Genomic DNA, 22472 nt, shown 5'->3' on the forward strand with positions numbered 1-22472 from the left:
TCACGCCCCTCCTGATTGATTTTGCAAAGCTCGTAACGCCGCCATAATTTGTCCAGCCGCAATGCCTCCGTCATTGGTTGGAATTCGGTGATGCCAATAAATTGAGAAACCTTCTGTTTTGAGTTGAGCGATCGCACGTTCTAGTAAATAACGATTTTGAAAACAACCGCCCGTTAACACAATTTGTTCAACACCGACTCGGTTAGCGATCGCTACCATTCCCTCAATTAACGTGTTGTGAAACTTTGCCGCAACGATTTCTGGAGAAATCTGCTCGTGAATGTCATCGAGAATGGCATTGAGCATCGGTGAATAATCGAGAATCATAGGAGAGTATGCAGGACACAGCAACTCATGCGGATAAGCTTCATGCGTCTTGAAGCCATTAGCTGCAAACTCCAGTTGCATCGCAGCTTGCCCTTCAAAACTCGCTTGCTGACACAACCCCAACAAGGCAGCGATCGCATCAAACAAGCGTCCGGCACTCGACGTTTTTGGAGTATTCAACCCTCGTTGCAAGATGGTTTGCAATACTTTAAGTTCTTGCTCCGAGAAGGCTTGCAGAGGGGCTAACTCCAACATTTCAAACGCCCGATTTCCAAAGCATTCGTAGAGCAATCCCAAAGCGCATCGTCGAGGCTCTTTGACTGCCTGTTCTCCTCCAGGTAATGGGAACGATCGCAGATGAGCCGTTCGTTCAAATCCGTTAGCTAGGATGTTGAGAAACTCGCCCCCCCAAATCGTCCCGTCTAAGCCATAACCCGTTCCATCCCAGGCAATTCCCAACACGGGAGGTTCCAGTTGATTGTCCACCATGCAAGATAGGACATGAGCATAGTGATGCTGCACTGGAATTACGGGTGTAGAAGTAGGAAAGGCAGAGGGCAGAGGGCAGAGGGCAGAAGGAAAGCGTTTCTGTTCAGTTGCCTGCTTGCTCTCTGCTTTCACTTCAATCAAAGCATTGGCAAATTGAGTCGAGTAGTAGTCTGGATGGGCATCAGTTGCGATCGCAGTGGGCTGAACCTCGTAAATATTAAGTAGATGGTGAATCGCTTCTTGAAAGCGATCGATTGTTGATAAATTATCGAGATCGCCGAGATGCTGGCTCATCAAAATTTGATGATTGAGATACAGCGCAACGGTATTTTTTAGATGAGTGCCAACAGCAAGGATGATGGATGAATTATGAGAGGTTGATTTCGATGGCGGTGTAATTGGAAAGGGAGCATAGCCTCTGGCACGACGCAGAACGATGGGTTCCTCGCCAACCACCCGCACGATGGAATCGTCAACAGGACGGGCGATCGGGCGATCGTGAACTAAGAACAAATCGGCAATATTCTGTAATCGATTCAGCGCATCCAATTCATCCGTACAAATCGGTTCGCTAGAACGATTTCCACTCGTCGCGACAATCGGAAAACCGAGTTCTGACAGCAAGAGATGATGCAACGGCGTGTACGGTAGCATCACCCCTAAATAGGGATTGTCGGGAGCAACGGAGGGAGCAATTGTAGATTTGAGATTTGGGATTTTAGATTGAAGGAGAACGATTGGTGCTTCGGAAGAACGCAGCAATTTTTCTTCTTCTTCAGAAACCTGACAGTGTTCGCGGATTAGCTCTAATGAAGGATACATTAACGCAAGCGGCTTATTAGGTCGCCGTTTGCGATCGCGGAGCGTTCTCACGGCAGTCTCATTGCCAGCATCCACAACCAGATGAAATCCACCTAATCCCTTAATTGCCAGAATTTTACCCTGACGAATAGCATTTGCCGTTTGCAGCAGTGCCTCATCATGGCTTGCTAACGTCTTACCTTGACGATCCCAAAGTTCTAAATGGGGGCCACAAATCGGGCAAGCGTTTGGTTGAGCGTGAAAGCGTCGATCCAGAGGGTTTTCGTACTCTGCACGGCACTCCGGACACATCTGAAATCGCTGCATCGTGGTGTTGGGGCGATCGTAGGGAAGCGATCGCAAGATGCTGAAACGAGGGCCGCAGTGCGTACAGTTGGTGAAGGGATAGCGATAGCGACGGTTGGCAGGATCGAAAATTTCGTGCAGACAGGCCCGACAGGTTGCGAGATCGGGCAGAATCAGTGCCGATTTAGGAGTGGCGATTGAGGAATGAGCCGCATCTGATGGACGAATTGCAAAATCGGTGTATCCTGCGAGGCTCATCCACTGAGTTTCTATGTGCTGCAAAAATGTATGATGCGGTTTGTCTTGCTCCAGGCGTTTCTGAAAAATCTGAAGCTGTTCGATAGTACCCTCAATGTCGATTAAGACTCCGCGATCGGTATTTTTCACCCAGCCCACAACTCCCACGTCTTTAGCCAACCCGTAAACGAATGGGCGAAAGCCGACTCCCTGCACGATGCCTTCTACAGCCAAGCGCTGCCGACGTTTGGTTGAGTGTTGTATAAATCCTGATGCTGTCGTCACCATAGCCCCTTCTCCTTATACCTGCATAGGCTGTTGAATAGCAGTTCCCAGGTAGCTATACCAGGCTTCCATTCCCTGTCCAGTTCGAGCAGAAACTTCAAAGAGGGTTGCTTGGGGTGCGACGCGCTGAATGTTAGCAATAGCCCGTTCTCTGTCGAATCCCACGGCTTCTGCAATGTCGATTTTGTTAATCAGAACGACATTGGCCGTTTTGAACATTGTGGGATACTTTAAAGGTTTATCCTCTCCTTCCGTCACGGATAGCAACACAACTCGCATCGCTTCGCCTAAGTCATAGCTAGCCGGACAGACTAAGTTACCCACATTTTCAATAATCAACACGTCCAGGGCATCCAGATCGAGCTTTTGCATTGCCCGTGACACCATATCTGCTTCTAGATGGCACGCATTCCCCGTGGTGATTTGTACGGCTGGCGCACCAGCACGGCGTAAGCGTTGAGCATCATTGTCTGTTTCTAAATCACCCACAATCACACCGATCCGTAAGGGGTGTTGCAGGGATGTTAGTACGCGAATGTTCAAATCCTGCACCATGCGCTCAATCAGTGCCGTCTTCCCCGAACCCGGTGAGGACAGAATGTTGAGTGCCAGCACCCCTTTTGCCTGAAAATATCCTCGATTGCGTTCTGCTAAGCGATCGTTTTTCGACAACAGGGATTCATGAATGGCAAGGGTGTGTGAAATGTGCGATCGCTCATGCAGATCGCTAACAGCATCGGAATATATTCCTTCTGCCATCTGCCCTCTGCCCTCTGCCTTTCTTTGTTGATGCTCGTTTTGGCGATCGTGAGAATGAGAATATTCGTGCAGGTGGGAATGTTCGTGATGTGCAACCCCATCAATCGCAACTTCTCCAACCTGGCTGCAACCACAATCTTGACACATATTAAGAAACCTCCAGCGAAGCAAGTTCTAGTTCTCTACCCTGACGGATTTCAGTGCAGAATTGATGACACTCAGGACACTCGTAAATCCAATCAGAAGGTTGAAATTCACGTTGGCAATTTGGGCAATAGCAAACGGCTGGAATGGAATCAATGCTGAGTTGGGCGCGTTCGGCAATGGTTCCCCGTGTCACAACATCAAACGCAAAGGCTAAAGCTTCTGGCTCCACTCCCGACAATTGACCAATACGTAATGTCATGCGGTGAATTTGAGCTGCACCCTCACGTTTCGCGTACTCCAGAGCAATATCTAACGTATTTTGCATAATGCCAACTTCATGCATATCAATTAGGAAGTGAAGGGGAAAAGGAAAAGGGGAAGTCTCAAATACTTTTCATGATAATCGCCTTTTGAGTTGGTTAAAACTCTGTTTTCAAAGGGTTTTATCATAAGTGGTAATCCTTCTGCTGCTCTGTTGAGAAACCAGTTGTTTAATCTTTACTAAAGCCAAGTCAACGTTTTTTCTTGTAACGGTAGAAAGGGTTTCAGTAAAGGAAAAGTTAACGGCTGGAATCAAAATTTGGTAAGCAGTAGGAATAGCTTTATACAGGGTACAAGTTAGAGCTAGTATCGATCGCGGAGCGGCATAGTGTCCCGTAAAGCTGGTGGCCGAATTCGGTCTAAGTTGTTCGATTTTGACCTCTGATAAGGTGGCAACCGCATCGACAAAAATGACGGTTTTAGCCTGGGCGATCGCTTCAGCTAAGTCTGGTGTAAGCTGATGTACGGCAAGCGATCGCACATGATTAAAATTCCACTGCGCGACAGTTTCGGCAACCTGATAACCGGCTCCATCGTCCCCCCGAATCGTGTTGCCATAGCCAATGATGAGATAGCTAATTTTTTGGGTGTCAGTAATATTCAAAGACTACCTCCTTTGCTTGCTCAGCGGTTCAGATTCCCGACTTCTCTAAAGCAGTCGGGAATCTCGTCTTCAGCCTCTAGAAATCTCGTTCAATATCGTTCCATCGGGTGCAACCAGTTGAACCTGTAAAGGCATTTGTCCCGCCGCATGGGTGGAGCAAGATAAACAAGGATCGAAGCAGCGAATTCCTGCTTCAACACGATTTAGCAAGCCTTCGGGAATTTCATTGCCGTTGCTATTGCCATGAATATATTGTTTGGCGATTTGAGCAACGGTTTTGTTCATTGCTAGGTTGTTTTGTCCTGTCGCAATGATCAGATTGACCTTTTCAATCAAACCATTTTCATCAACTTTGTAATGATGGAACAAAGTACCGCGCGGTGCTTCGCTGACTCCGATCGCTTCGAGTTGATTCACCCCACCGTGAGCGCGAATTCGATTGGATAGAATATCTGGATCGTCCATGAGCGCTTGGATTTTCTCCAAACAAGCCAGGATTTCAATCAATCGAGCATAGTGGTAAAGGAATGAAGACGTGGCAACCCCACCAGAGCGATCGCGAAACTCATTGAACTCCCGATCGGCGGCTTCTGTACCGATGTAATTACACACATTGAGTCGAGCCAGTGGACCAACTCGATAGATGCCATCGGGATAGCCTAAGGGCTGGTAGTACGGGAATTTCAGGTACGACCATTTCTCAACGGCTTCGCCTAAGAATTCCTGATAGTTATCTTCGCTCAGGTTGTCAGCAATAATATTGCCTTGACTATCAGTAAAGCGGAGATGCCCGCCGTAGTGTTCCCATTCACCATCCTTGCCAACAAGTCCCATGAATAACGAAGGGAATTCACCAAAGATGTTCACTTCATCTTTGAGTTGACCATCAATCATGCCTTTGAATAGCCCCAAAGCCAGATTGATAGTTGCCAATGATTCGGGCAAGCGATCGCAAATCCACTGTCTGCTTTCTTCAGAAAGAGGCGATCGCACCCCTCCCGGCACCGTCCAAGCCGAGTGAATCTTGCGTGCGCCCAAGAGTTCGATGATATTTTGTCCAAATTGCCGTAGCCGGATTCCAGCTCTTGCCAGATCGGGATTCGCTTCAATTAACCCAAACACATTCCGTTTGGCTGGATCGCTATCCCAACCCAGCAAGAAATCGGGACTACTGAGATGAAAGAATGAAAGGGCATGAGATTGAGTAATCTGTGCCAGGTTCATCAATCGTCGCAGTTTCTCTGCAGCAATCGGAATTTTAACTGCTAAAATTTTGTCCCCAGTCTTCGAGGATGCTAGCAAGTGACTCACCGGACAAATGCCGCAAATCCGAGCAGTAATGCCTGCCATGTCTGTGAAAGGTCTGCCTTCACAAAATTTTTCAAATCCCCGATATTCCACGACATGAAATCGAGCATCTGAGACTTCACCCGCCTCATCCAGAAAAATTGAGATTTTAGCGTGTCCCTCAATGCGTGTAACAGGATCGATGACAACAGTCTTCATAGCACCTCTCTCTTCTCGTGGGCTGTCAGTAGTCCGTTTTCATTTGCACCTAACCATCAACCATCAACCATTACCCAAACTTAATCATGTCTCGCCCTTCCATGCGGGGTTTTTCCCCTTTGAGCAGAGGTTCAAGGGTTGCTCGAATGCGCTCAGCCGATGGCGGACATCCCGGCATATAGATATCAACTGGAACAACCTGATGCACGGGCAAGACGCGATCGAGCAATTCCGGTACAATTCCTGGCTCATGAGGCAGTTGCCGCCCCGTATCTGCCAATTCGATATAAGCGCGTTTGAGGACGGATTCAGTGCCCCCCAACATATTTCGCATACCAGGAATGTTTGCCGTGACGGCACAATCCCCAAAGGAAATTAGGATTTTGGTGCGTTGTCTGACTTGGTGGATTAGTTCCAGATTGTCTTCGTTGGCAACGCCTCCCTCAACCAGACAAACATCAACATTTTCGGGATATTCCTTCAAGTCGGAGCCAACGGGACTATAAACTACATCCACCTGCTGAGCGAGGTCAATCAACCACTCGTCTAAATCCAAAAACGACATGTGGCAACCGGAACAGCCTGCTAACCAAACGGTGGCAAATCTTATCTTGTCCATTCTTTTTTCTCCCGCGCCCTTACCAAAAATTCCAGCTTGTTGCGATCGCGTTCTTTCTCGCCAGTTGTTTCGCCTTTACGGAAAATCGATCCAGTAGGACAGGCATCGACACACTTCCCGCAGGAGGTACAGGCATCCACTGCGCCCCAAGGCTGATTCAATCCAGATACGATGTAACAATTCTCGCCCCGTTGTGCCACATCCCACACATGAGCTCCCTCAATCTCATCGCAGACGCGCACGCAACGAGTACAGAGGATGCAACGATTGTGGTCGATACCAAATAGCGGATGCGAAATATCGACTTTGCGATCGGGGAAACGATACGGGAAGCGAGAATGATCCATTCCCACTTCAATGGCAACATCCTGCAACTCGCAATTACCATTCGCTACACAAAAGGAGCAGACATGATTGCCCTCGGCAAATAGCAACTCAACAACCATGCGGCGGTAGTCTTGCAGCTTGGGCGTGTTGGTAGAAACTTCCATCCCCTCAGCCACCTGAGTGACGCACGCAGGCAACAGCTTCGGTGTTCCTGCAATTTCTACCATGCACAGACGGCAAGCTCCGATATCTGTGACACCATCAAGGTGACATAGTGTAGGAATGGCGACTCCCGCCTCTCTTGCCGCTTGCAGGATGCTTGCGCCCTCTTCGATCGCTACATCAATCCCATCAATTTTGAGCGTTTTGACAGACATACACACCTCACGAAGATTGCGAAACGGTTACTTTGCCGTTGTGTTCGACTGGAGATTGCAGCAAATCCAAATACTCCTGTTTGAAGTATTTCAACGTGCTGAGCACCGGGTTGGGAGCAGTTTGACCCAACCCACACAGGCTCATCTCCTTAACCATGTAGCAGAGGGCTTCTAGCTGATCCAAGTCTTTCTGCGTCGCCTGACGGTTCGCGATCTTATTCAACAGCTCATAAAGCTGAACCGTTCCCGCACGGCAAGGAATGCATTTGCCACACGATTCATCCCGGCAGAATTCCATGTAGAACTGAGCAACTTCCACCATGCTGGTGTCTTGATCCATCACCACCATCCCGCCCGATCCCATCATGGAACCGACCGCCATCAGCGAATCATAGTCAACTGGGGTATCCAGTAACGAGGCAGGAATACAACCACCGGAGGGGCCGCCTGTTTGTACCGTCTTTACTACTCCATCGGGAATCCCGCCTCCCATTTCTTCCACAATTTCTCGCAGAGTGATTCCCATCGGGACTTCAATCAATCCGTTGTTACGAATCTTCCCAGTCAGGGCAAAAATCTTGGTTCCTTTACTTTTTTCAGTGCCGATACTGGCATACCAAGCCGCTCCCTGACGAATGATGGGAGAAATATTGGCAAAACTTTCCACGTTATTGATCAAGGTTGGACATCCCCACAAGCCTTTTTGAGCTGGGTAAGGGGGGCGAGGACGTGGATTACCTCGTCCGCCCTCGATCGATTGGATTAAAGCTGTTTCTTCACCGCAGACAAATGCTCCGGCACCAATCCGAATATCAACTTTGAAATCGAAGGGAGAGTCAAAAATTTGTGTGCCGAGGAGATTGTACTTCTTGGCTTGTTGAATTGCCTTGTGCAGGCGTTCAATGGCTAGGGGATATTCCGCTCGAACGTAGATATATCCATGATTGGCGCCAACGGCATAACCGGCGATCGTCATGCCTTCTAAGACTAAATGGGGATCGCTCTCCAAAACGCTGCGATCCATGAATGCACCGGGGTCGCCTTCGTCACCATTGCAGATGACGTATTTCTGATCTCCCGATACTTTGGCCACCGTTGCCCACTTGAGTCCTGTGGGATAGCCACCGCCACCCCGTCCCCGCAAGCCACTCTTACTGATTTCCTCTACAACTTGGGCAGGGGTCATGTCATAGATGGCTTTGTACAAGGATTGATAACCACCAACGGCTATATATTCCTCAATCCGTTCTGGATCGATTTTGCCGCTATGTTCCCGCACAATCCGCATTTGTCGAGCAAAAAAAGGATGCTGGGTATCGCCTTGGATGGGTTTGGCTGTCCCGCCATTGAGAGCATCAATGATGCTGGCGGCTTCTTCGGGCTTAACTTCTTCGTAGAGCGTGTTATTGGGTTCAATTTCTACTAGGGGGCCTCGTCCGCAGAACCCCATGCAGCCTACACCAATGACTTCAACGCGATCGCTCAATCCGTGCTCTTTCACTGCCGTTTGCAGATTGGCTTGCACACCCAAAGAATTGGCAGCACGGCATCCCGTCGATGTACAGCAGTTGATACGAATGCTCTTTTGGCGCGATCGCTCCTGCTGAGCAATTTCCAATAATTCCGTTAAATTCATACTGAACCTATCTCCTGCTTTGTAAAACTTACCTAAACTTCTCTAAACTCATTTTTAGACACAGTTTGTGCTTACTTCCTACGCTGTTGGGTAGACGGCTAATCCCAAGATAAGTAGGCTATCCCCCTCAAGCCGAGGGTTCCCAATTTAAAATATTTAGACTTGCGTTCCAGTCCCGATCTAAAGATATGCCACAAGCAGGACAGTCAAAAGTCCGAACGCTTAGTGGCATATCTTTTTTGGTGCCACAATTGGAACAAGTTTTGGTACTAGGAAACCACTGGTCTACCAGGACTAAATTAGCTCCATACATTGGGCACTTGTAGTCAAGTTGACGTTTGAATTCGTAGAATCCGAGATCAGATATTGCTCCAGCTAACTTATGATTCGCCATCATTCCTTGAACGTTTAAGTTCTCAATCTTAATTAACTTGAATGTTTTAGCTAAGTAAGTTGTCAACTTGTGAAGGAAATCTAAGCGAATGCGAGCTATCCGCGCAGGTCGCCGGCTGATTTTACTGTAGGTTTTACGCTGGTTTTGAGAGCCTCGCACCTGCTTTGATGCTTGGCGCTGCAAAGTGGCAAGCTTGGTTTTCGCACTGGCTATCAACGGCTTTGGTGCATCAAAAGTTTGCTGGGTTGACAGCGTGGCAAAAGACTTAATACCGAGATCTATTCCTACAGAACTTTCAGACGGCTGAACAGGTAGGCGTTCTGCATCAACGCAAAAGGATAAAAACCAGCAATTTCCTTCTTTTGAAATCGTGAAAGTTTGAGAGACGAAGCTACATTCTAGGGGTTCAAAAAGCCTAAAAGTTCCCAATGTAGGAATCTTAATCGTTCTGCCAGCAGTTAGCAAAACTTTGCCGTGATACGAATCGACCGTAAAAGATTGACCGTCCCTGCGACTAGCGAATCTTGGATGACCTGCTTTCCCAGAACGGTAGCGACTAAACGCATCTTTGAGATCGATCAAAGCATTTTGGTAGACTCGGCTAGACAATTGGTTCATCCAAGCAAATTCAGGCTTTTTCTTGACATGGTTGGTGAGAACTTTCTTGACTTCGTTGCTCACCTTCGAGTCAGTAAATTTTCCCTCGCCGCCATACATTTGAGTCCGCAAGCTCAACCCAAAGTTAAAAACTACGCGCCGGAACCCTGCGTGTTTCGCCATCAAGGTCGCTTCCTTGTTATTTAATTTGAGCGCTCGTTTAATGGCAAACATAAAACTTCCTCAATGGCGATTAACTATGGACAAGTTTAGCAAACTATTTGACACTTAAGTCTTACTCTCCGTTACGGCTTATCTGGGTTAGGTTATTCTTCCAATTCCAAGAGGCTAGGATATTGGGGCTTTAGGTCAGGCTTTCCAGGTGCGAATACGAGCCAGTACGGTTTCCGGCTCCTGTTTACCTGCCACAGTGCCATCGAAAACAACGGCTGGAGCAATACCACATGCTCCCAAACAGCGAGCTGCTATTAGTGAAACGTTGCCATCTGGAGTTGTCTTGCCCCTTTCGATCCCCAGTTCTTTTTCCAATGTTTCCATTACTTTATTGCTACCTTTGACGTAGCACGCTGTTCCCAAGCAAACGACGCAGGTGTGAGCACCACTGGGTTTGAGAGAAAACAGGTGATAGAACGTTGCAACTCCGTATACTCGACTCAACGGCAGTTTGAGTCCCTTAGCGATGTAGATCAGGACATCTTCTTCCAGATAGCCAAAGGCTTCCTGTGCCTTATGCAGCACTTCAATTAAGGCATCTGGTTTGTACTGATTCCGCTTCATGGTCATATCCAATGCTTTAAAGCGGCGATCGCCACTGGCATGACCCTTGGCAGAAGGAGATTTAGCAGGCGATGCAACGCCAGCAACTGTCGAACGGTGTTGGTCTTGAAGAGGTGGGTAAGGCATATTAATTAACCCTCAATTACAGCAACTTAAACCATTTGTAATAATCCATAATTAAAATTGAAGCTCCTTAGAGGCTTGCTACTTTTGCAACATTTGTATTGCTTAACTTTCTTTCCTACAAACTTTTAGCCTTCTAAACCTATCTTATGATGTGACAAGTCATGAAGTGACAAATCACATAAATTTCTTCACAACTTGTCATGACTTTGCCTGGGGGAGAACTTCATGCCAAATCCGCTAAGCTGTGTTGCATCTAGATTGCCTATGGTATTAGAGAGGGAGAGGGTCCGATGGGGATCGGGGGAGAGGATTTGACGATTGTTCGATCGGGACTAGAAATATACAATTTAAATGCACAACAGCTTATAAGTACCTACACAAAATTAATTACACATCCGACTTTGTTACTCTTTAGACCTATCAAGGGTTTCAAGTCAACTCAGTCGGCAATTAATTTGGTTTACCTACTTAATAGCCCGCTTTTTCTTTCCAGTCGTAGAGACGCTCCGCCGGAGCATCTTCCACAGATTGGTGATAACGGGCATCCAGGGGAATCGCCAGCTAGAGCGAGAGCATCGGTTCAGTATGCGGTCTTGACAAAACCGACTGGAAATGATGTGTGAATTGAGAAGCCTGTTAAATTCTCATAATCAGGAAGAAGAAAGAAACCTTATGCGTCCTCCCTTATGGCATCCTCCAATTGAGGAATGAAAAATAAATAACTTAATGAATTACCAAAGAAAGGCAGAGGGCAGAAGGCAGAAGGCAGGAGGAAGAAAATATAATTTTTGCCCTCTGCTAAAAGGGTTTAAAGCCCCTAAATTTATTTATAAAAAAAGAAACAATATGTATTTCGAGACGCGCAGCGCAAGAAATACTACGTCCCTATTGAATCCCCTAAATTTATTTATGGGGTTTCCCGAATGCCTTCTGCCTCCTGCCTCCTGCCTTCTCAACGCCGTTAATCGCATAGAGCAAAGTCTTAGCCAAGTTAACTCGCGCGCCGAAAAACTGCATTTGCTTGCCAATTCGCATGGCAGAAACACAACAGGCGATCGCATAATCATCGCCGTATTGAGGACGCATCAAGTCGTCGTTTTCGTACAGAGTCGAACTCGTATCGCTGGATACCTTCGCACAGAATTCTTTGAAGTTGTCCGGCAAGTTTTCCGACCACAAAACGGTGAGATTTGGTTCTGGTGCAGTACCGAGGTTTGAGAGGGTGTGCAAGAAGCGGAAACTGTTACGAGTTACCAATGTTCTACCGTCATCGCTGATACCGCCGATCGCCTCTGTTACCCAAGTTGGATCGCCAGAAAACAGCTCGTTATAGTCGGGAGTTCGCAAAAACCGCACCATGCGGAGTTTCATTACAAAATGGTCGATCAGTTCTTGCAATTCTTGTTCGGAACTCGCGCCGCTTTGCAAATCGCGCTCGAAATAAATGTCTAAAAACGTCGATACGCTGCCGAGAGACATCGCTGCCCCGTTTTGTTCTTTCACTGCTCCCAAGTAGGCAAAATACACCCACTGGACAGCTTCTCGCGCGTTTGCCGCCGGCAGGCCAATATCAAAGCCGTAGCTAGCAGCCATTTCTTTTAACTCAAACAATGCCCGAATTTGCTCGGATAACTCTTCGCGCAAGCGAATTGTTGCCTCGTCCATCGCGTCTAGTTCGAGCGATTCTTGCTGTGTTTTTTTATCCTCAATCAGGCGATCGACACCGTACAAAGCTACGCGCCGATAGTCACCGATAATCCGCCCGCGTCCGTAGGCATCTGGCAAACCTGTGATGATACCAGAACGTCTCGCCAGACGCATCGAGCGCGTGTAAACATCGAATACACCATCGTTTTGAGTTTTGCGATATTTCGTAAATATTTCTTCTGTTTGTCGGTCGAGCTGATAGCCGTAAGCTTCTAAACCTGCCTTGACAACGCGAATCCCGCCAAAGGCCATAATCGCGCGTTTCAAAGGTCGATCGGTTTGCAAACCTACTATTTTTTCTAAGTCGCGATCGATGTATCCTGCTGCATGAGCGGTGATAGATGTGGGAACTTTTGTATCAACATCCAATACACCTTTTTCGCGCTCTTGCTTCATTAGTTCGAGGACTTGGTGCCAAAGCTGCTGGGTTTTTTCGGTTGGTGCTGTGAGAAATTCTGCATTCCCTTCGTAGGGGGTGTAATTCTTTTGGATGAAGTCTCTAACGTTGACTTCGTTTGTCCAGTTGCCTTCAGTAAAGCCGTGCCATTCTGCAAACATAGCTTGCTTTGACCTCAATCTTTTGTTAGCGGTCAATTTTTTCTTCTGGGACTGCTATATCTACTATATATTTAATCTCACTATTTTAAATAGCCTGTTTCCTCTTTGTTACAAAACTTGACTTACTAATTCGGTGGGAAGAATTAAAATAAATAGTATGCAGAACAACCTCTGGGATTGTTGAGGAAGCTCTGACAAAGTGGGATTCCGAACTAACACTTTGACAACGCAAATGTTGTTAAAGTGCGGGTCGGTCGGAAACCCGCAATGAGATTTTTGGTCGCGAAGTGCGAAGACCAGAAGAAGAGAAAGAAAAAGCAGAAAAAAAGCAGAAGAATAGCAGAAAAATAGTTCGGATTGGATGCGGTAATTGTTATCGAAAGCAGAGCAATATTAATTGCTGATTAATTGAAGTAGGGTATTATGCAGATAAATTCAAGAAATCAAAGCACAGCGAGCGATCCGGCTCACGATATTTGGAAAGAGCAGCGTCATCCGCTCGATCGGATTTTTCGGCCTCGGTCTGTGGCTGTAATCGGCGCAACAGAGAGAGAAGGAAGCGTCGGACGTACTCTCCTGTGGAACTTGATTCGGAATCCGTTTGGCGGAACAGTTTTTCCGGTGAATCCGCAGCGCCGCAGTGTCTTGGGGCTCAAGTCTTATCCTGACATTGCTAGCGTCCCGGAAAGAGTGGATCTGGCGGTGATTGCTACGCCTGCTGCAGGGGTGCCGCAAGTGATCCGCGAATGTATCGCTGCTGGGGTGAAAGGGGCAATTATTGTTTCTGCTGGCTTTAAAGAAATTGGTGCGGCTGGGGAGGCTTTAGAACAGCAAGTGATGGCCCAAGCGCGTCAGGGCGGAATGCGGATTATCGGCCCAAATTGCCTCGGCGTGATGAATCCCGTGCTCGGGCTCAATGCTACTTTTGCAGGTACGATCGCCCGTCCGGGTAATGTCGCCTTCATCAGTCAAAGCGGCGCCCTCTGTACTTCGATTCTCGACTGGAGTTTGGGGGAAAATGTCGGTTTTAGCGCTTTTGTATCGATCGGCTCTATGCTCGATGTCGGTTGGGGCGATCTGATCGAGTATTTCGGGGACGATCCCCATACCCACAGTATCGTTTTGTACATGGAATCTATGGGTGATGCTCGTTCGTTCCTGTCCGCCGCCCGCCCAGTGGCGATCGACAAACCGATCATCATTCTCAAGGTAGGACGTACCGCCGCGGCCGCGAAAGCCGCCGCTTCCCATACGGGAGCTTTGACCGGCAGCGATGACGTGCTTAACGCTGCATTCCGCCGCTGCGGCGCGCTGCGAGTACATACAATTTCCGATTTGTTCGACATGGCAGAAATTCTCGCCAAGCAACCGCGACCTCATGGAAACCGCCTATCGATCGTCACCAATGCAGGAGGCCCAGGGGCGATCGCCACTGATGCCTTAATTAGCGACGGCGGTGCGCTGGCAGATCTGGCACCGGAGACGGTGCAGCAGCTTGATGAGTTTTTGCCCCCTCAGTGGAGTCATCACAACCCGATCGATATTTTGGGCGATGCTAGTAGCGATCGTTACGCCAAAACTCTAGAAGTGGTCGCTCCCGATCCCAATAGTGACGGATTGCTGGTCATCCTGACGCCACAAGCGATGACAAATCCGACGCAAACCGCAGAAAAACTCAAGTCTTACAGCAAACTCCCAAAGCCCTTATTAGCAAGCTGGATGGGCGGTGTGGAAGTGTCAGCGGGAACGCAAATTCTCAATCAGGCAAATATTCCGACTTTCCCTTATCCCGATACCGCCGTCAGGTTGTTCAACTATATGTGGCGGTACACGTACAACCTGCGCGCTATCTACGAAACGCCATCTCTCCCCGCTGATTGCGAAATCGAGACTTCCGGGTGTGCGACTGCTGCGAAGATTTTGACTGCCGCCCGCCAAAACAATCGCACTCTATTAACCGAGTACGAATCAAAACAGTTGCTGGCAGCTTACGGCATTCCCACCGTAGCGACAGAAATTGCAGCGAGTGCGGCCGAAGCTGTGGAAATTGCCGATCGCCTCGGCTATCCAGTCGTGCTAAAACTCCATTCTGAGACGATTACTCACAAAACTGAGGTGGGGGGCGTACAACTAAATTTAAGCAGTTCTAGCGCTGTAATTAGTGCCTTTGAGGGGATATCCGATCGAGTGCGGGCGATCGATCCCGCAGCGTTTCTCGGCGTCACCGTGCAGCCTATGGTGCATTTGGAGGGGTACGAATTAATTTTGGGTAGCAGTATTGACCCCCAATTCGGGCCGGTGATGCTGTTTGGTTCCGGCGGACAATTAGTGGAAGTCTTTCAAGATCGATCGATCGCACTTCCGCCTTTAAATACCACCCTAGCGCGGCGGATGATGGAGCAAACGCGCATCTACAAAGCTTTGCAAGGAGTGCGCGGCCGCAAGGCAATTGACTTGGAAAAACTCGAACAGTTATTAGTTCGTTTCAGTCAACTGATTGTCGAGCAACCTTTGATTTCCGAGCTCGATATTAACCCGCTGTTGGTATCTCCTGAAGGTGCGATCGCCCTTGACGCGCGAGTTGTTCTCCACTCAGAAGACACAACCGTTATCCCGGCGATTCGCCCCTATCCCGTGCAATACGTTCGAGAATGGCAAGATCGCAAGGGCGATCTCTTAACGATCCGTCCGATCCGCCCGGAAGATGAACCGTTGATGGTGCGTTTTCACGAAGAACTTTCGGAGGAAAGCGTGTATTTGCGCTACGCTCACGCGATTAAATTAAAACACCGCACCGCCCACGAACGTTTGATGAGGATTTGTTTTACCGACTACGATCGGGAAATGGTGTTAGTAGCCGATCGCAAGGACTCGGGAACCTCAGAACACCGGATTTTGGGAGTAGCGCGTCTGAGCAAACTCCACGGCACAAACGAAGCCGAATTTGCCCTGATCGTCAGCGATAGCTATCAGCAGCGCGGTTTGGGCACAGAATTATTGAGGCGGCTGCTGCAAATTGGTCAGGAAGAGAAATTAGATGCGATCGTCGGCTACATTCTCAATAGCAACTACAAGATGCAGAGCCTCTGTAAAAAACTAGGATTTGAACTCCAACCAGACCGAGGCGAAGGAATGTTGAAAGCTGTTTTTGTTTGCTAATATCATTTCCGGTTACACTCATACATGATGTTGACTGTTGACGGTTGACAGTGAACAGTGAACTCGAATTTACTTTTCCGATGCTAACGGATTTGATATTAGTCCTCACTACAAACTTTATCGGTTTGTAGTGATATCATGTCCGATCGAGCGACCGCGATTTTTGTAGGGGCGGGTTCACAAACAATACCTGCCAACAATGGACAATCTCAAAAACCCGCCCCGACCGGAATATTATGGTTAATCGATCGGACACGATATGAGGACTTTAGTCCTCAAACTCAGATGCTACTAAGCCGCAGCCAAATTTGCTGCTGCGAAATCCCAGTTAGCCAAATTATCCAAGAAATTAGTAATGTAGTCGGGACGGCGGTTTTGGAAATCCAAATAATAAGCGTGTTCCCACACATCCAAAGTCAGCAGCGGAGTTTGGCCGTGTGCAACCGGGGTGTCGGCGTTAGCAGTTTTGGTAACTTTCAAAGTACCGTTGTCCACAACCAGCCAAGCCCAGCCGCTACCGAACTGAGTTGTCGCAGCATTCTTGAATTCTTCTTTGAATTTGTCGAAGCTGCCGAAGTCAGCGTTGATTTTGTCAGCTAAAGGTCCTGTCGGAGTGCCGCCGCCGCCCGGTTTGAGGGAATTCCAAAAGAAATTGTGGTTCCAAACTTGACCTGCATTGTTGAAAATGCCGGCTTTGGATGGGTCTTTAGCAGATTCCTTGACAATTTCTTCAAGGGATTTGCTCGCCATTTCCGTTCCTTCAATCAGTTTGTTGAGGTTGGTCACGTAAGCAGCGTGGTGCTTGTCGTGGTGGAACGAAAACGTCTCGGCCGACATATGATCTGGTTCTAGGGCGTCAGCGGCGAACGGTAACGGTGCAAGTTCAAATGCCATGGTGTTCAATCCTCTCTGGATTACTTTTGGTTTTTCGGTTAACTTTCCGGCTTTCGTACGATTAAAGCCGAGAGTCACTAGCTTGAGTTTATCAAGCTGTGGTCAATAATTCTTTACAATTTTCATATTTTATAGCAGTTGCAGCATTTCAGCATTCATACTTCTATTTTTTAGATATCAAAGCTACTTATTGCCGGCTTTGGATAGCATAAACTCTTACTAAATGTCAAGCCACCTAGGAGGCAAATAAAAGTTTGTGTGAAATTGTCAACCGATCGAAATTTTATGAGACTGATAAAGAGATTAAACCTGTAAATTCTCAAAGATTAATCTAAGTTCAATTAAGCTGTAAGAAGTCAAACAAGTTGCAGGATATGTCAATGGAAAAGCGTTTAAAAAACTCGTCCAGCCACCCTCCTCAATGGTTGAATTTGCAATTAATTGTCACCGCTCTGGAAACAGTCCAAGACTTAATTGTAATTTCCCTATGTATTGGTTTGTTTTGTTTCATGGTGCTAGAACTGCGAGAAATGTTCTTCTCGCTGCTACCTCCTTTGAATTTTCAGCAAGTGACTGCCGACATTCTATTTTTATTGGTTTTAGTGGAATTAATTCGGTTGCTAATTATTTACTTGCAAGAGCAGCGCGTTTCGATAGGGGTGGCTGTGGAAGTTTGTATAGTATCTGTTTTGCGAGAAGTCATCGTGCGGGGAGTGCTGGAAACTCCCTGGGTCCAAATATTATCAACAGGGGTATTTTTGCTGGTTTTGGGAGTGTTGTTAGTAGTCCGAGTTTGGTTGCCGCCAACCTTCGAGGGAATTGACCCAGAACGCCGCATGGCTAGCAGAAATAGAAAATATTCAGAAAATGAATCTTCTTGTGCATCTGTTGCAGTCGATAGCAAGTTTAATTCTCATTGAATATGACAGGACAGGCGATTTTAGATTTTAGATTTTAGATTTTAGATTTAGTCTTTTATCGCTTGTCACGTTACCAGCTATCATTTCCGGTAAAACTGAGATTTTGCACCTTTGTCAAGAACGGGCGCTTCGGCCCGTGAAGCGAAGAGTAGATTTTCTTGTAGGGTGGGCAGTAGATCCCACCCAAAAAAGGATGATTGAGAATAGTGCAAGATGTGAGGTCAAATCAACCTGATAACGTTTGCAGTGAAAACGAAAATCCTCTGAAAATACAGAGTAATGTAGTCTTAACTACAAACACAAGCTTCATCAGTCATTCCCAATGATTCCAATCAAAAATCTAAAATCTAAAATCTAAAATGGAATTACCCGTTAGCCTGCAATTCACCCAAACGAGCCAACACTTCTTTCGAGTGAGTAGCCGGATTTATCTTCACAAAGGTTTCGCGCAAAATGCCTTCAGGGTCAATAATAAAACTGTGTCGCGCGGAGATAAAACTCATCCAAGAACCGTAAGCTTTACTCACTTTGCCGTCGGTATCAGCTAGCAGCGGAAACTTCAAACCTTCCGAATCGCAAAATTCCGCGTGGGAATCGACATCATCAGCGCTAATACCGATAATTTGAGTATTCTTTGCCAAGTATTTCGGCAAGTCTTGCTGAAATCTCCGGGCTTCTATCGTACAACCCGATGTAAAGTCTTTGGGATAGAAATAGACTACCAGCCACTTACCGCGATAATCGGACAGGGAGACTTGTCCGTCGCCGCTGTTTGTCGGCAAACTAAAATCCGGTGCGGCTTCATTTACCGTGGGAAGCTTGCCACCGAGGGCAAATGCAGGTGGGGCAAAATTGAAACTTAGAAAAACTAGACAAATTGCCAATAAAGTGCTAAAAAACTTGCGGCGGGACATCATAAATTTAGAAGTAGAACTGTACTTAAGACAAGTTTACAGTTTTCTGATTAAATGGGTAGAGGCAATTCGCGGATTGCTTCTAAAACCCAAAGATCACTCACTCAAATAGCAATTTACCCATGAGCGCTGCACTCCCGTTAACAGGCAAAGCTATAGTAGTCCAGGTAATTAACGGTCAACCCGTTACGATCGAAGTAGACGGCACTAATGCCCCGATTACTGGAGGAAATTTTGTTGACTTAGTTGAACGCGGCATTTACGACGGGGTGATGTTTCACCGAGTTGTGCGCCAGCCAGATCCTTTTGTGGTGCAAGGAGGCGATCCGCGCAGCAAAGATACTACAATTCCAGCAAGTCAATTGGGAACGGGTAATTTTATTGACCCGGATACCAATCAGGCGCGTTTTATTCCTTTGGAAATTAAGCCGCAAGGGGCCGCGCAACCTGTTTACAACCAAGTTGTAACCCAGACGCCGCAGTTGCAGCACAATCGAGGGGCTGTGGCAATGGCTCGTTCTAATGCCTTGAATTCGGCTTCTTCGCAGTTTTATTTTGCTTTGGATGATTTGCCATTTTTGGATGGTAATTATGCTGTTTTTGGCAACGTTATTCAAGGTTTTGAAACGGTGAATGCGGTGCAGCAGGGCGATCGCATTTCAACTGCAAAAGTCGTTCAAGGAATTGTTCCCAGTCGGGTTTCTAGCATCATTAGCGATGTTAATGTGCTCAACGATTTAATTAATAGTACCAATTTTGTAAATCTATCTTTGCGAGCGCTCAGACTGTCAAACACCCCCAACAACTATCAAGTCACTTCCCAAGACTCTCAGCAAAATCCCAGCGGTGTAGTGGGAGGTAGCGCAAACGACCGCATCGTCGGTTCACCCACTGATGATGCAATTAATGGCAGCCAAGGTAACGATACCATCACTGGCGAAGCAGGCGACGACTTTTTGCGAGGGGGCAAAGGTAACGACTCCATTAGCGGCGGTGTTGGCAACGATATTATCAACGGAAATCTCGGCGACGATAGTCTCAATGGCGATGCTGGTAACGACTTTTTGCGAGGCGGCAGAGGCAACGATGTTTTAATCGGCGGCGATGGTAACGATATTTTAGTCGGCGATATTGGCAGCGATACTCTAACTGGTGGCGCAGGTGCAGATACTTTTGTTCTGACCACAGGTGAAAATCTGGCTTTAGATACGGCGAGCGATATAATTATTGATTTTAGACCGGGAGAGGGCGATCGCATTGGCTTAACCAGCAATTTATCCAACACCTCCTTCACCCAATCCGGCAGCAACACGCTCATTCAATTTGGAGGAGTTACTTTGGCTGTCGTTCAAAATGCCGCCCCCGCAGCAGTTCAAAACGCTGCTTTTGCAATTAACTTTTCTACTGCTTCCCGTCCGAATGACTTGCCCGTCGGCGACGCCGCCTTAAGAATTGGCTAACTTTAACAATACTGACCCCATAATTATAGCTGTAAGGTGTGCACCGCGCACCTTACCAATTCCCAATTCCCAATTCAACTAATACCATAGCTTTGTAATTTTAGAAACTGCATCTTGATAATAATCCATTCTCCCCTGCTGCTTAAAAAGCCCTGCTGCTTTCTGAAAATCCTCAAATGCTCCCTGAACCTCTCTCAATTTATATCTAGTCACTCCTCGGTTGAAGTAAGCTTTAGCAAAATCGCGATCGAGGCGAATTGCTGACTCAAAGTCAGCTAGTGCTGCCAGGGAATTTTGCATTTGCAGGCGGATAGCACCTCGGTTAAAATAAGCGTGGGTGAAATTGGGGTTGAGCCGCAGTGCCGAGTTGTAATCTGCGATCGCCGCAGCATAATCTTTTAAACGAGTCAGCATAAACCCTCGATTGCTGTAATACTTGGCTCGGGAAGGATTGAGTTCGATGGCGGTAGTTAGATCTTCTACGGCCAACTGTTTTTCGCCTAATTTGTAGCGGGCCATACCTCGATCGTTGTAAGCTGACGCGAATTGGGGATTAATGTTAATTGTGGCAGTAAAATTTTTAATCGCACCGTGCAAGTCTTGTTGTTTGAGATTTTTTAAACCCTGAGTGTAAAACTTTCTGGTGCTAGCCTTTAAAATTGCCTCTTGTCGAGATTCAGCTTGCTCGGCCGAAAATACTTTGCCTGCAATATTAGGGAATCGCAAAGATTCGATCGAATGGAAAATACTTGTGACAACTAATTGGCTTGGGAGAATGGGGATTGTAGGCATGAGAGGGGAAATGTTCAACTGTATGCTCTCATTTTGCTCGATATTTTACCTATTGGCAGTGATATCCATACTCTCAGAAACGTGATAAGTTTGATGATATTGGGTGATGCTGGGGCTTGAGTTGTGTGAGGAGAGTTCGGCTGAGTTAGTGATGCCGATCGCAATTAAGAAAAATTACGCCTACAACCCTTTAAATATAAGCTTTTTAGGCTACATGAACGGTTTCTTGATTCCCATATTCAGCAGTTCCTACCAGGATTGTTTGCAGGTATGCCCCAGCAGGTGCGATCGCAACTGCCCGCCGCCAGTATTACTTTGTAGCGATATTCTGTCCGTAAATCCCGATCGAGCTTGCGGTCATCTTATACCGGATTTTTAGGAAAAATATTAGTTTGGCAGCGAGGCATCTGTAAAGCAAGCGTGTTTCTCACTCAAAGCGCGTCTAAGACTGTCTGAGTTAAGTTTGTGCCTGCGCCCACGCTAATTAACATTTCACTAATATTTTTGAGTAATCTTGCTGAGGAAAGTTGCAGGTTATTTGTTATGCTTTGATTAGACATCAATAATTTATGGCGCAAATTAGTGTCAATGAAAAAAGTTATGAGGTTGAAAATTTGGTTCGCGGCAGTGTTGGCGATCGTCCTGTTCACTCTCAACTTAACTCCTCCTGTTATGGCCGCCAATGCAGAGGATTTGAGTCAGCTATTAAAAGATAATTGGTGCGTCAGTTTTTTGTGGAAGCAGTGCGATTTGAATGCTGTCGATTTGCGGGGAGCTAATCTCGAAAAAGCCAACTTGAGCGGCGCAAATTTGTCCGGCGCAAATTTGTCCAGTGCTAATTTAAAAAATGCTGACCTTTCAGGCGCAGACCTCAGCGGCGCTAATTTAGCAAATGCTGATATTTTAGGCACGGATCTCAGTCGAGCAAATTTGACAGAAGCTAATCTTAACTCCACAAAATTGTGGGATGCCAATCTGACCTTGGCAAATCTGAGTCGCGCCAATTTACAAGATGCTAATTTGTTAGATTCTAGACTTTGGGGAAGCAATCTCACCCAGGCTAATTTAACGGAGGCGACGCTGCACGGTGCTGACTTGCAATATGCTAATTTGGCGGACAGTAATTTGACTGGTGCTGACTTGCACAGCTTCTTTTTCCGAGGTTCCAAACAAGTCACAAATTTGAGCAATGCTAATTTAGAAGGCGCTATTTTAACCGGAGCAAATCTCAGAGGTGCAGTGCTGGCCGGGGCAATAATGCCAGACGGTTCTATTAATGAAGACAGTGGCTTTAATTTAAAGTAAAGTTAAATTAAAGTCTGTCTGAATAATTTGCCTAATACCATTTTTCTAAAGTTATGCTAGAGTTACCTGAAAAGTAAAGGAGAATATTAAAATGTCTGGGCGTCCTC

General features: G+C 46.9%; 18 protein-coding genes and 1 pseudogene. 5 read left to right on the forward strand and 14 right to left on the reverse strand.

Annotated features, from left to right (window positions below):
- The 11 genes and pseudogenes from hypF to QUA80_RS10535 all read right to left on the reverse strand — a co-directional run.
- Entirely contained in the window at positions 1 to 2448 is a 2448-nt protein-coding gene (hypF, locus tag QUA80_RS10485) for a carbamoyltransferase HypF (RefSeq protein WP_333423873.1), read from the reverse strand.
- A 12-nt stretch (positions 2449 to 2460) separates the two neighbouring features.
- Positions 2461 to 3351, reverse strand: coding sequence for a hydrogenase nickel incorporation protein HypB (gene hypB / locus QUA80_RS10490; RefSeq protein WP_333423875.1), 891 nt, complete (start codon positions 3349 to 3351; stop codon positions 2461 to 2463).
- Between the two features lies 1 nt (position 3352).
- Positions 3353 to 3694 (reverse strand): hydrogenase maturation nickel metallochaperone HypA, encoded by a 342-nt coding sequence (hypA, locus tag QUA80_RS10495; RefSeq protein ID WP_333423876.1) that lies wholly within the window; start codon positions 3692 to 3694, stop codon positions 3353 to 3355.
- A 90-nt stretch (positions 3695 to 3784) separates the two neighbouring features.
- Positions 3785 to 4276 carry a hydrogenase maturation protease gene (locus QUA80_RS10500; protein ID WP_333423878.1) on the reverse strand — a complete coding sequence of 164 codons (492 nt, stop codon included), beginning with the start codon at positions 4274 to 4276 and terminating at the stop codon, positions 3785 to 3787.
- 69 nt (positions 4277 to 4345) lie between these two features.
- Entirely contained in the window at positions 4346 to 5782 is a 1437-nt protein-coding gene (locus QUA80_RS10505; RefSeq protein WP_333423880.1) for a Ni/Fe hydrogenase subunit alpha, read from the reverse strand.
- Positions 5783 to 5852: 70 nt separating this feature from the next.
- A complete protein-coding gene (locus QUA80_RS10510) occupies positions 5853 to 6401 on the reverse strand; it encodes an oxidoreductase (protein ID WP_333107970.1) in 549 nt (182 codons plus the stop codon).
- Positions 6389 to 7105 carry a bidirectional hydrogenase complex protein HoxU gene (gene hoxU / locus QUA80_RS10515; RefSeq protein ID WP_333423882.1) on the reverse strand — a complete coding sequence of 239 codons (717 nt, stop codon included), beginning with the start codon at positions 7103 to 7105 and terminating at the stop codon, positions 6389 to 6391. The genes QUA80_RS10510 and hoxU overlap by 13 nt, the downstream gene beginning before the upstream one ends.
- Positions 7106 to 7112: 7 nt before the next feature.
- The gene (gene nuoF, locus QUA80_RS10520) at positions 7113 to 8741 is read right to left on the reverse strand and encodes an NADH-quinone oxidoreductase subunit NuoF (protein WP_333423884.1); all 1629 of its coding nucleotides are present in this window, start codon (positions 8739 to 8741) and stop codon (positions 7113 to 7115) included.
- A gap of 127 nt (positions 8742 to 8868) precedes the next feature.
- Complete coding sequence (locus tag QUA80_RS10525; RefSeq protein WP_333423886.1) at positions 8869 to 9966, reverse strand: RNA-guided endonuclease TnpB family protein; 1098 nt, start codon at positions 9964 to 9966, stop codon at positions 8869 to 8871.
- A gap of 135 nt (positions 9967 to 10101) precedes the next feature.
- Positions 10102 to 10656: a bidirectional hydrogenase complex protein HoxE gene (gene hoxE / locus QUA80_RS10530; RefSeq protein WP_333423888.1), complete on the reverse strand. Its 555-nt coding sequence runs from the start codon at positions 10654 to 10656 to the stop codon at positions 10102 to 10104.
- A gap of 957 nt (positions 10657 to 11613) precedes the next feature.
- A pseudogene (locus QUA80_RS10535) lies at positions 11614 to 12921 on the reverse strand (pyruvate formate lyase family protein); the annotation flags it as partial.
- A 423-nt stretch (positions 12922 to 13344) separates the two neighbouring features.
- Here QUA80_RS10535 and QUA80_RS10540 point away from each other — a divergent pair.
- Positions 13345 to 16080 (forward strand): bifunctional acetate--CoA ligase family protein/GNAT family N-acetyltransferase, encoded by a 2736-nt coding sequence (locus QUA80_RS10540; protein WP_333423890.1) that lies wholly within the window; start codon positions 13345 to 13347, stop codon positions 16078 to 16080.
- Positions 16081 to 16371: 291 nt separating this feature from the next.
- Here the strand turns inward: QUA80_RS10540 and QUA80_RS10545 are convergent, their stop codons facing one another.
- On the reverse strand, positions 16372 to 16974 hold the full coding sequence (locus QUA80_RS10545; protein WP_333423892.1) for a superoxide dismutase: 603 nt from the start codon (positions 16972 to 16974) through the stop codon (positions 16372 to 16374).
- Positions 16975 to 17354: 380 nt separating this feature from the next.
- Between QUA80_RS10545 and QUA80_RS10550 the strand changes: the two genes are divergently transcribed.
- Positions 17355 to 17894 (forward strand): phosphate-starvation-inducible PsiE family protein, encoded by a 540-nt coding sequence (locus QUA80_RS10550; RefSeq protein ID WP_333423894.1) that lies wholly within the window; start codon positions 17355 to 17357, stop codon positions 17892 to 17894.
- Positions 17895 to 18259: 365 nt separating this feature from the next.
- Here QUA80_RS10550 and QUA80_RS10555 read toward each other — a convergent pair whose 3' ends face one another.
- A complete protein-coding gene (locus QUA80_RS10555; RefSeq protein WP_333423896.1) occupies positions 18260 to 18811 on the reverse strand; it encodes a peroxiredoxin in 552 nt (183 codons plus the stop codon).
- A 119-nt stretch (positions 18812 to 18930) separates the two neighbouring features.
- Here QUA80_RS10555 and QUA80_RS10560 point away from each other — a divergent pair, with 119 nt between their 5' ends.
- Positions 18931 to 20268: a peptidylprolyl isomerase gene (locus QUA80_RS10560; RefSeq protein WP_333423898.1), complete on the forward strand. Its 1338-nt coding sequence runs from the start codon at positions 18931 to 18933 to the stop codon at positions 20266 to 20268.
- A 78-nt stretch (positions 20269 to 20346) separates the two neighbouring features.
- Here the strand turns inward: QUA80_RS10560 and QUA80_RS10565 are convergent, their stop codons facing one another.
- A complete protein-coding gene (locus tag QUA80_RS10565) occupies positions 20347 to 21060 on the reverse strand; it encodes a tetratricopeptide repeat protein (protein WP_333423899.1) in 714 nt (237 codons plus the stop codon).
- 106 nt (positions 21061 to 21166) lie between these two features.
- Between QUA80_RS10565 and QUA80_RS10570 the strand changes: the two genes are divergently transcribed.
- Complete coding sequence (locus QUA80_RS10570; RefSeq protein WP_333423901.1) at positions 21167 to 21439, forward strand: hypothetical protein; 273 nt, start codon at positions 21167 to 21169, stop codon at positions 21437 to 21439.
- 209 nt (positions 21440 to 21648) lie between these two features.
- Positions 21649 to 22365 (forward strand): pentapeptide repeat-containing protein, encoded by a 717-nt coding sequence (locus QUA80_RS10575; RefSeq protein WP_333423903.1) that lies wholly within the window; start codon positions 21649 to 21651, stop codon positions 22363 to 22365.
- The last annotated feature ends 107 nt before the right edge of the window (positions 22366 to 22472 follow it).

The organism is Microcoleus sp. F4-D5 (assembly GCF_036704885.1).
GTDB lineage: Bacteria > Cyanobacteriota > Cyanobacteriia > Cyanobacteriales > Microcoleaceae > Microcoleus.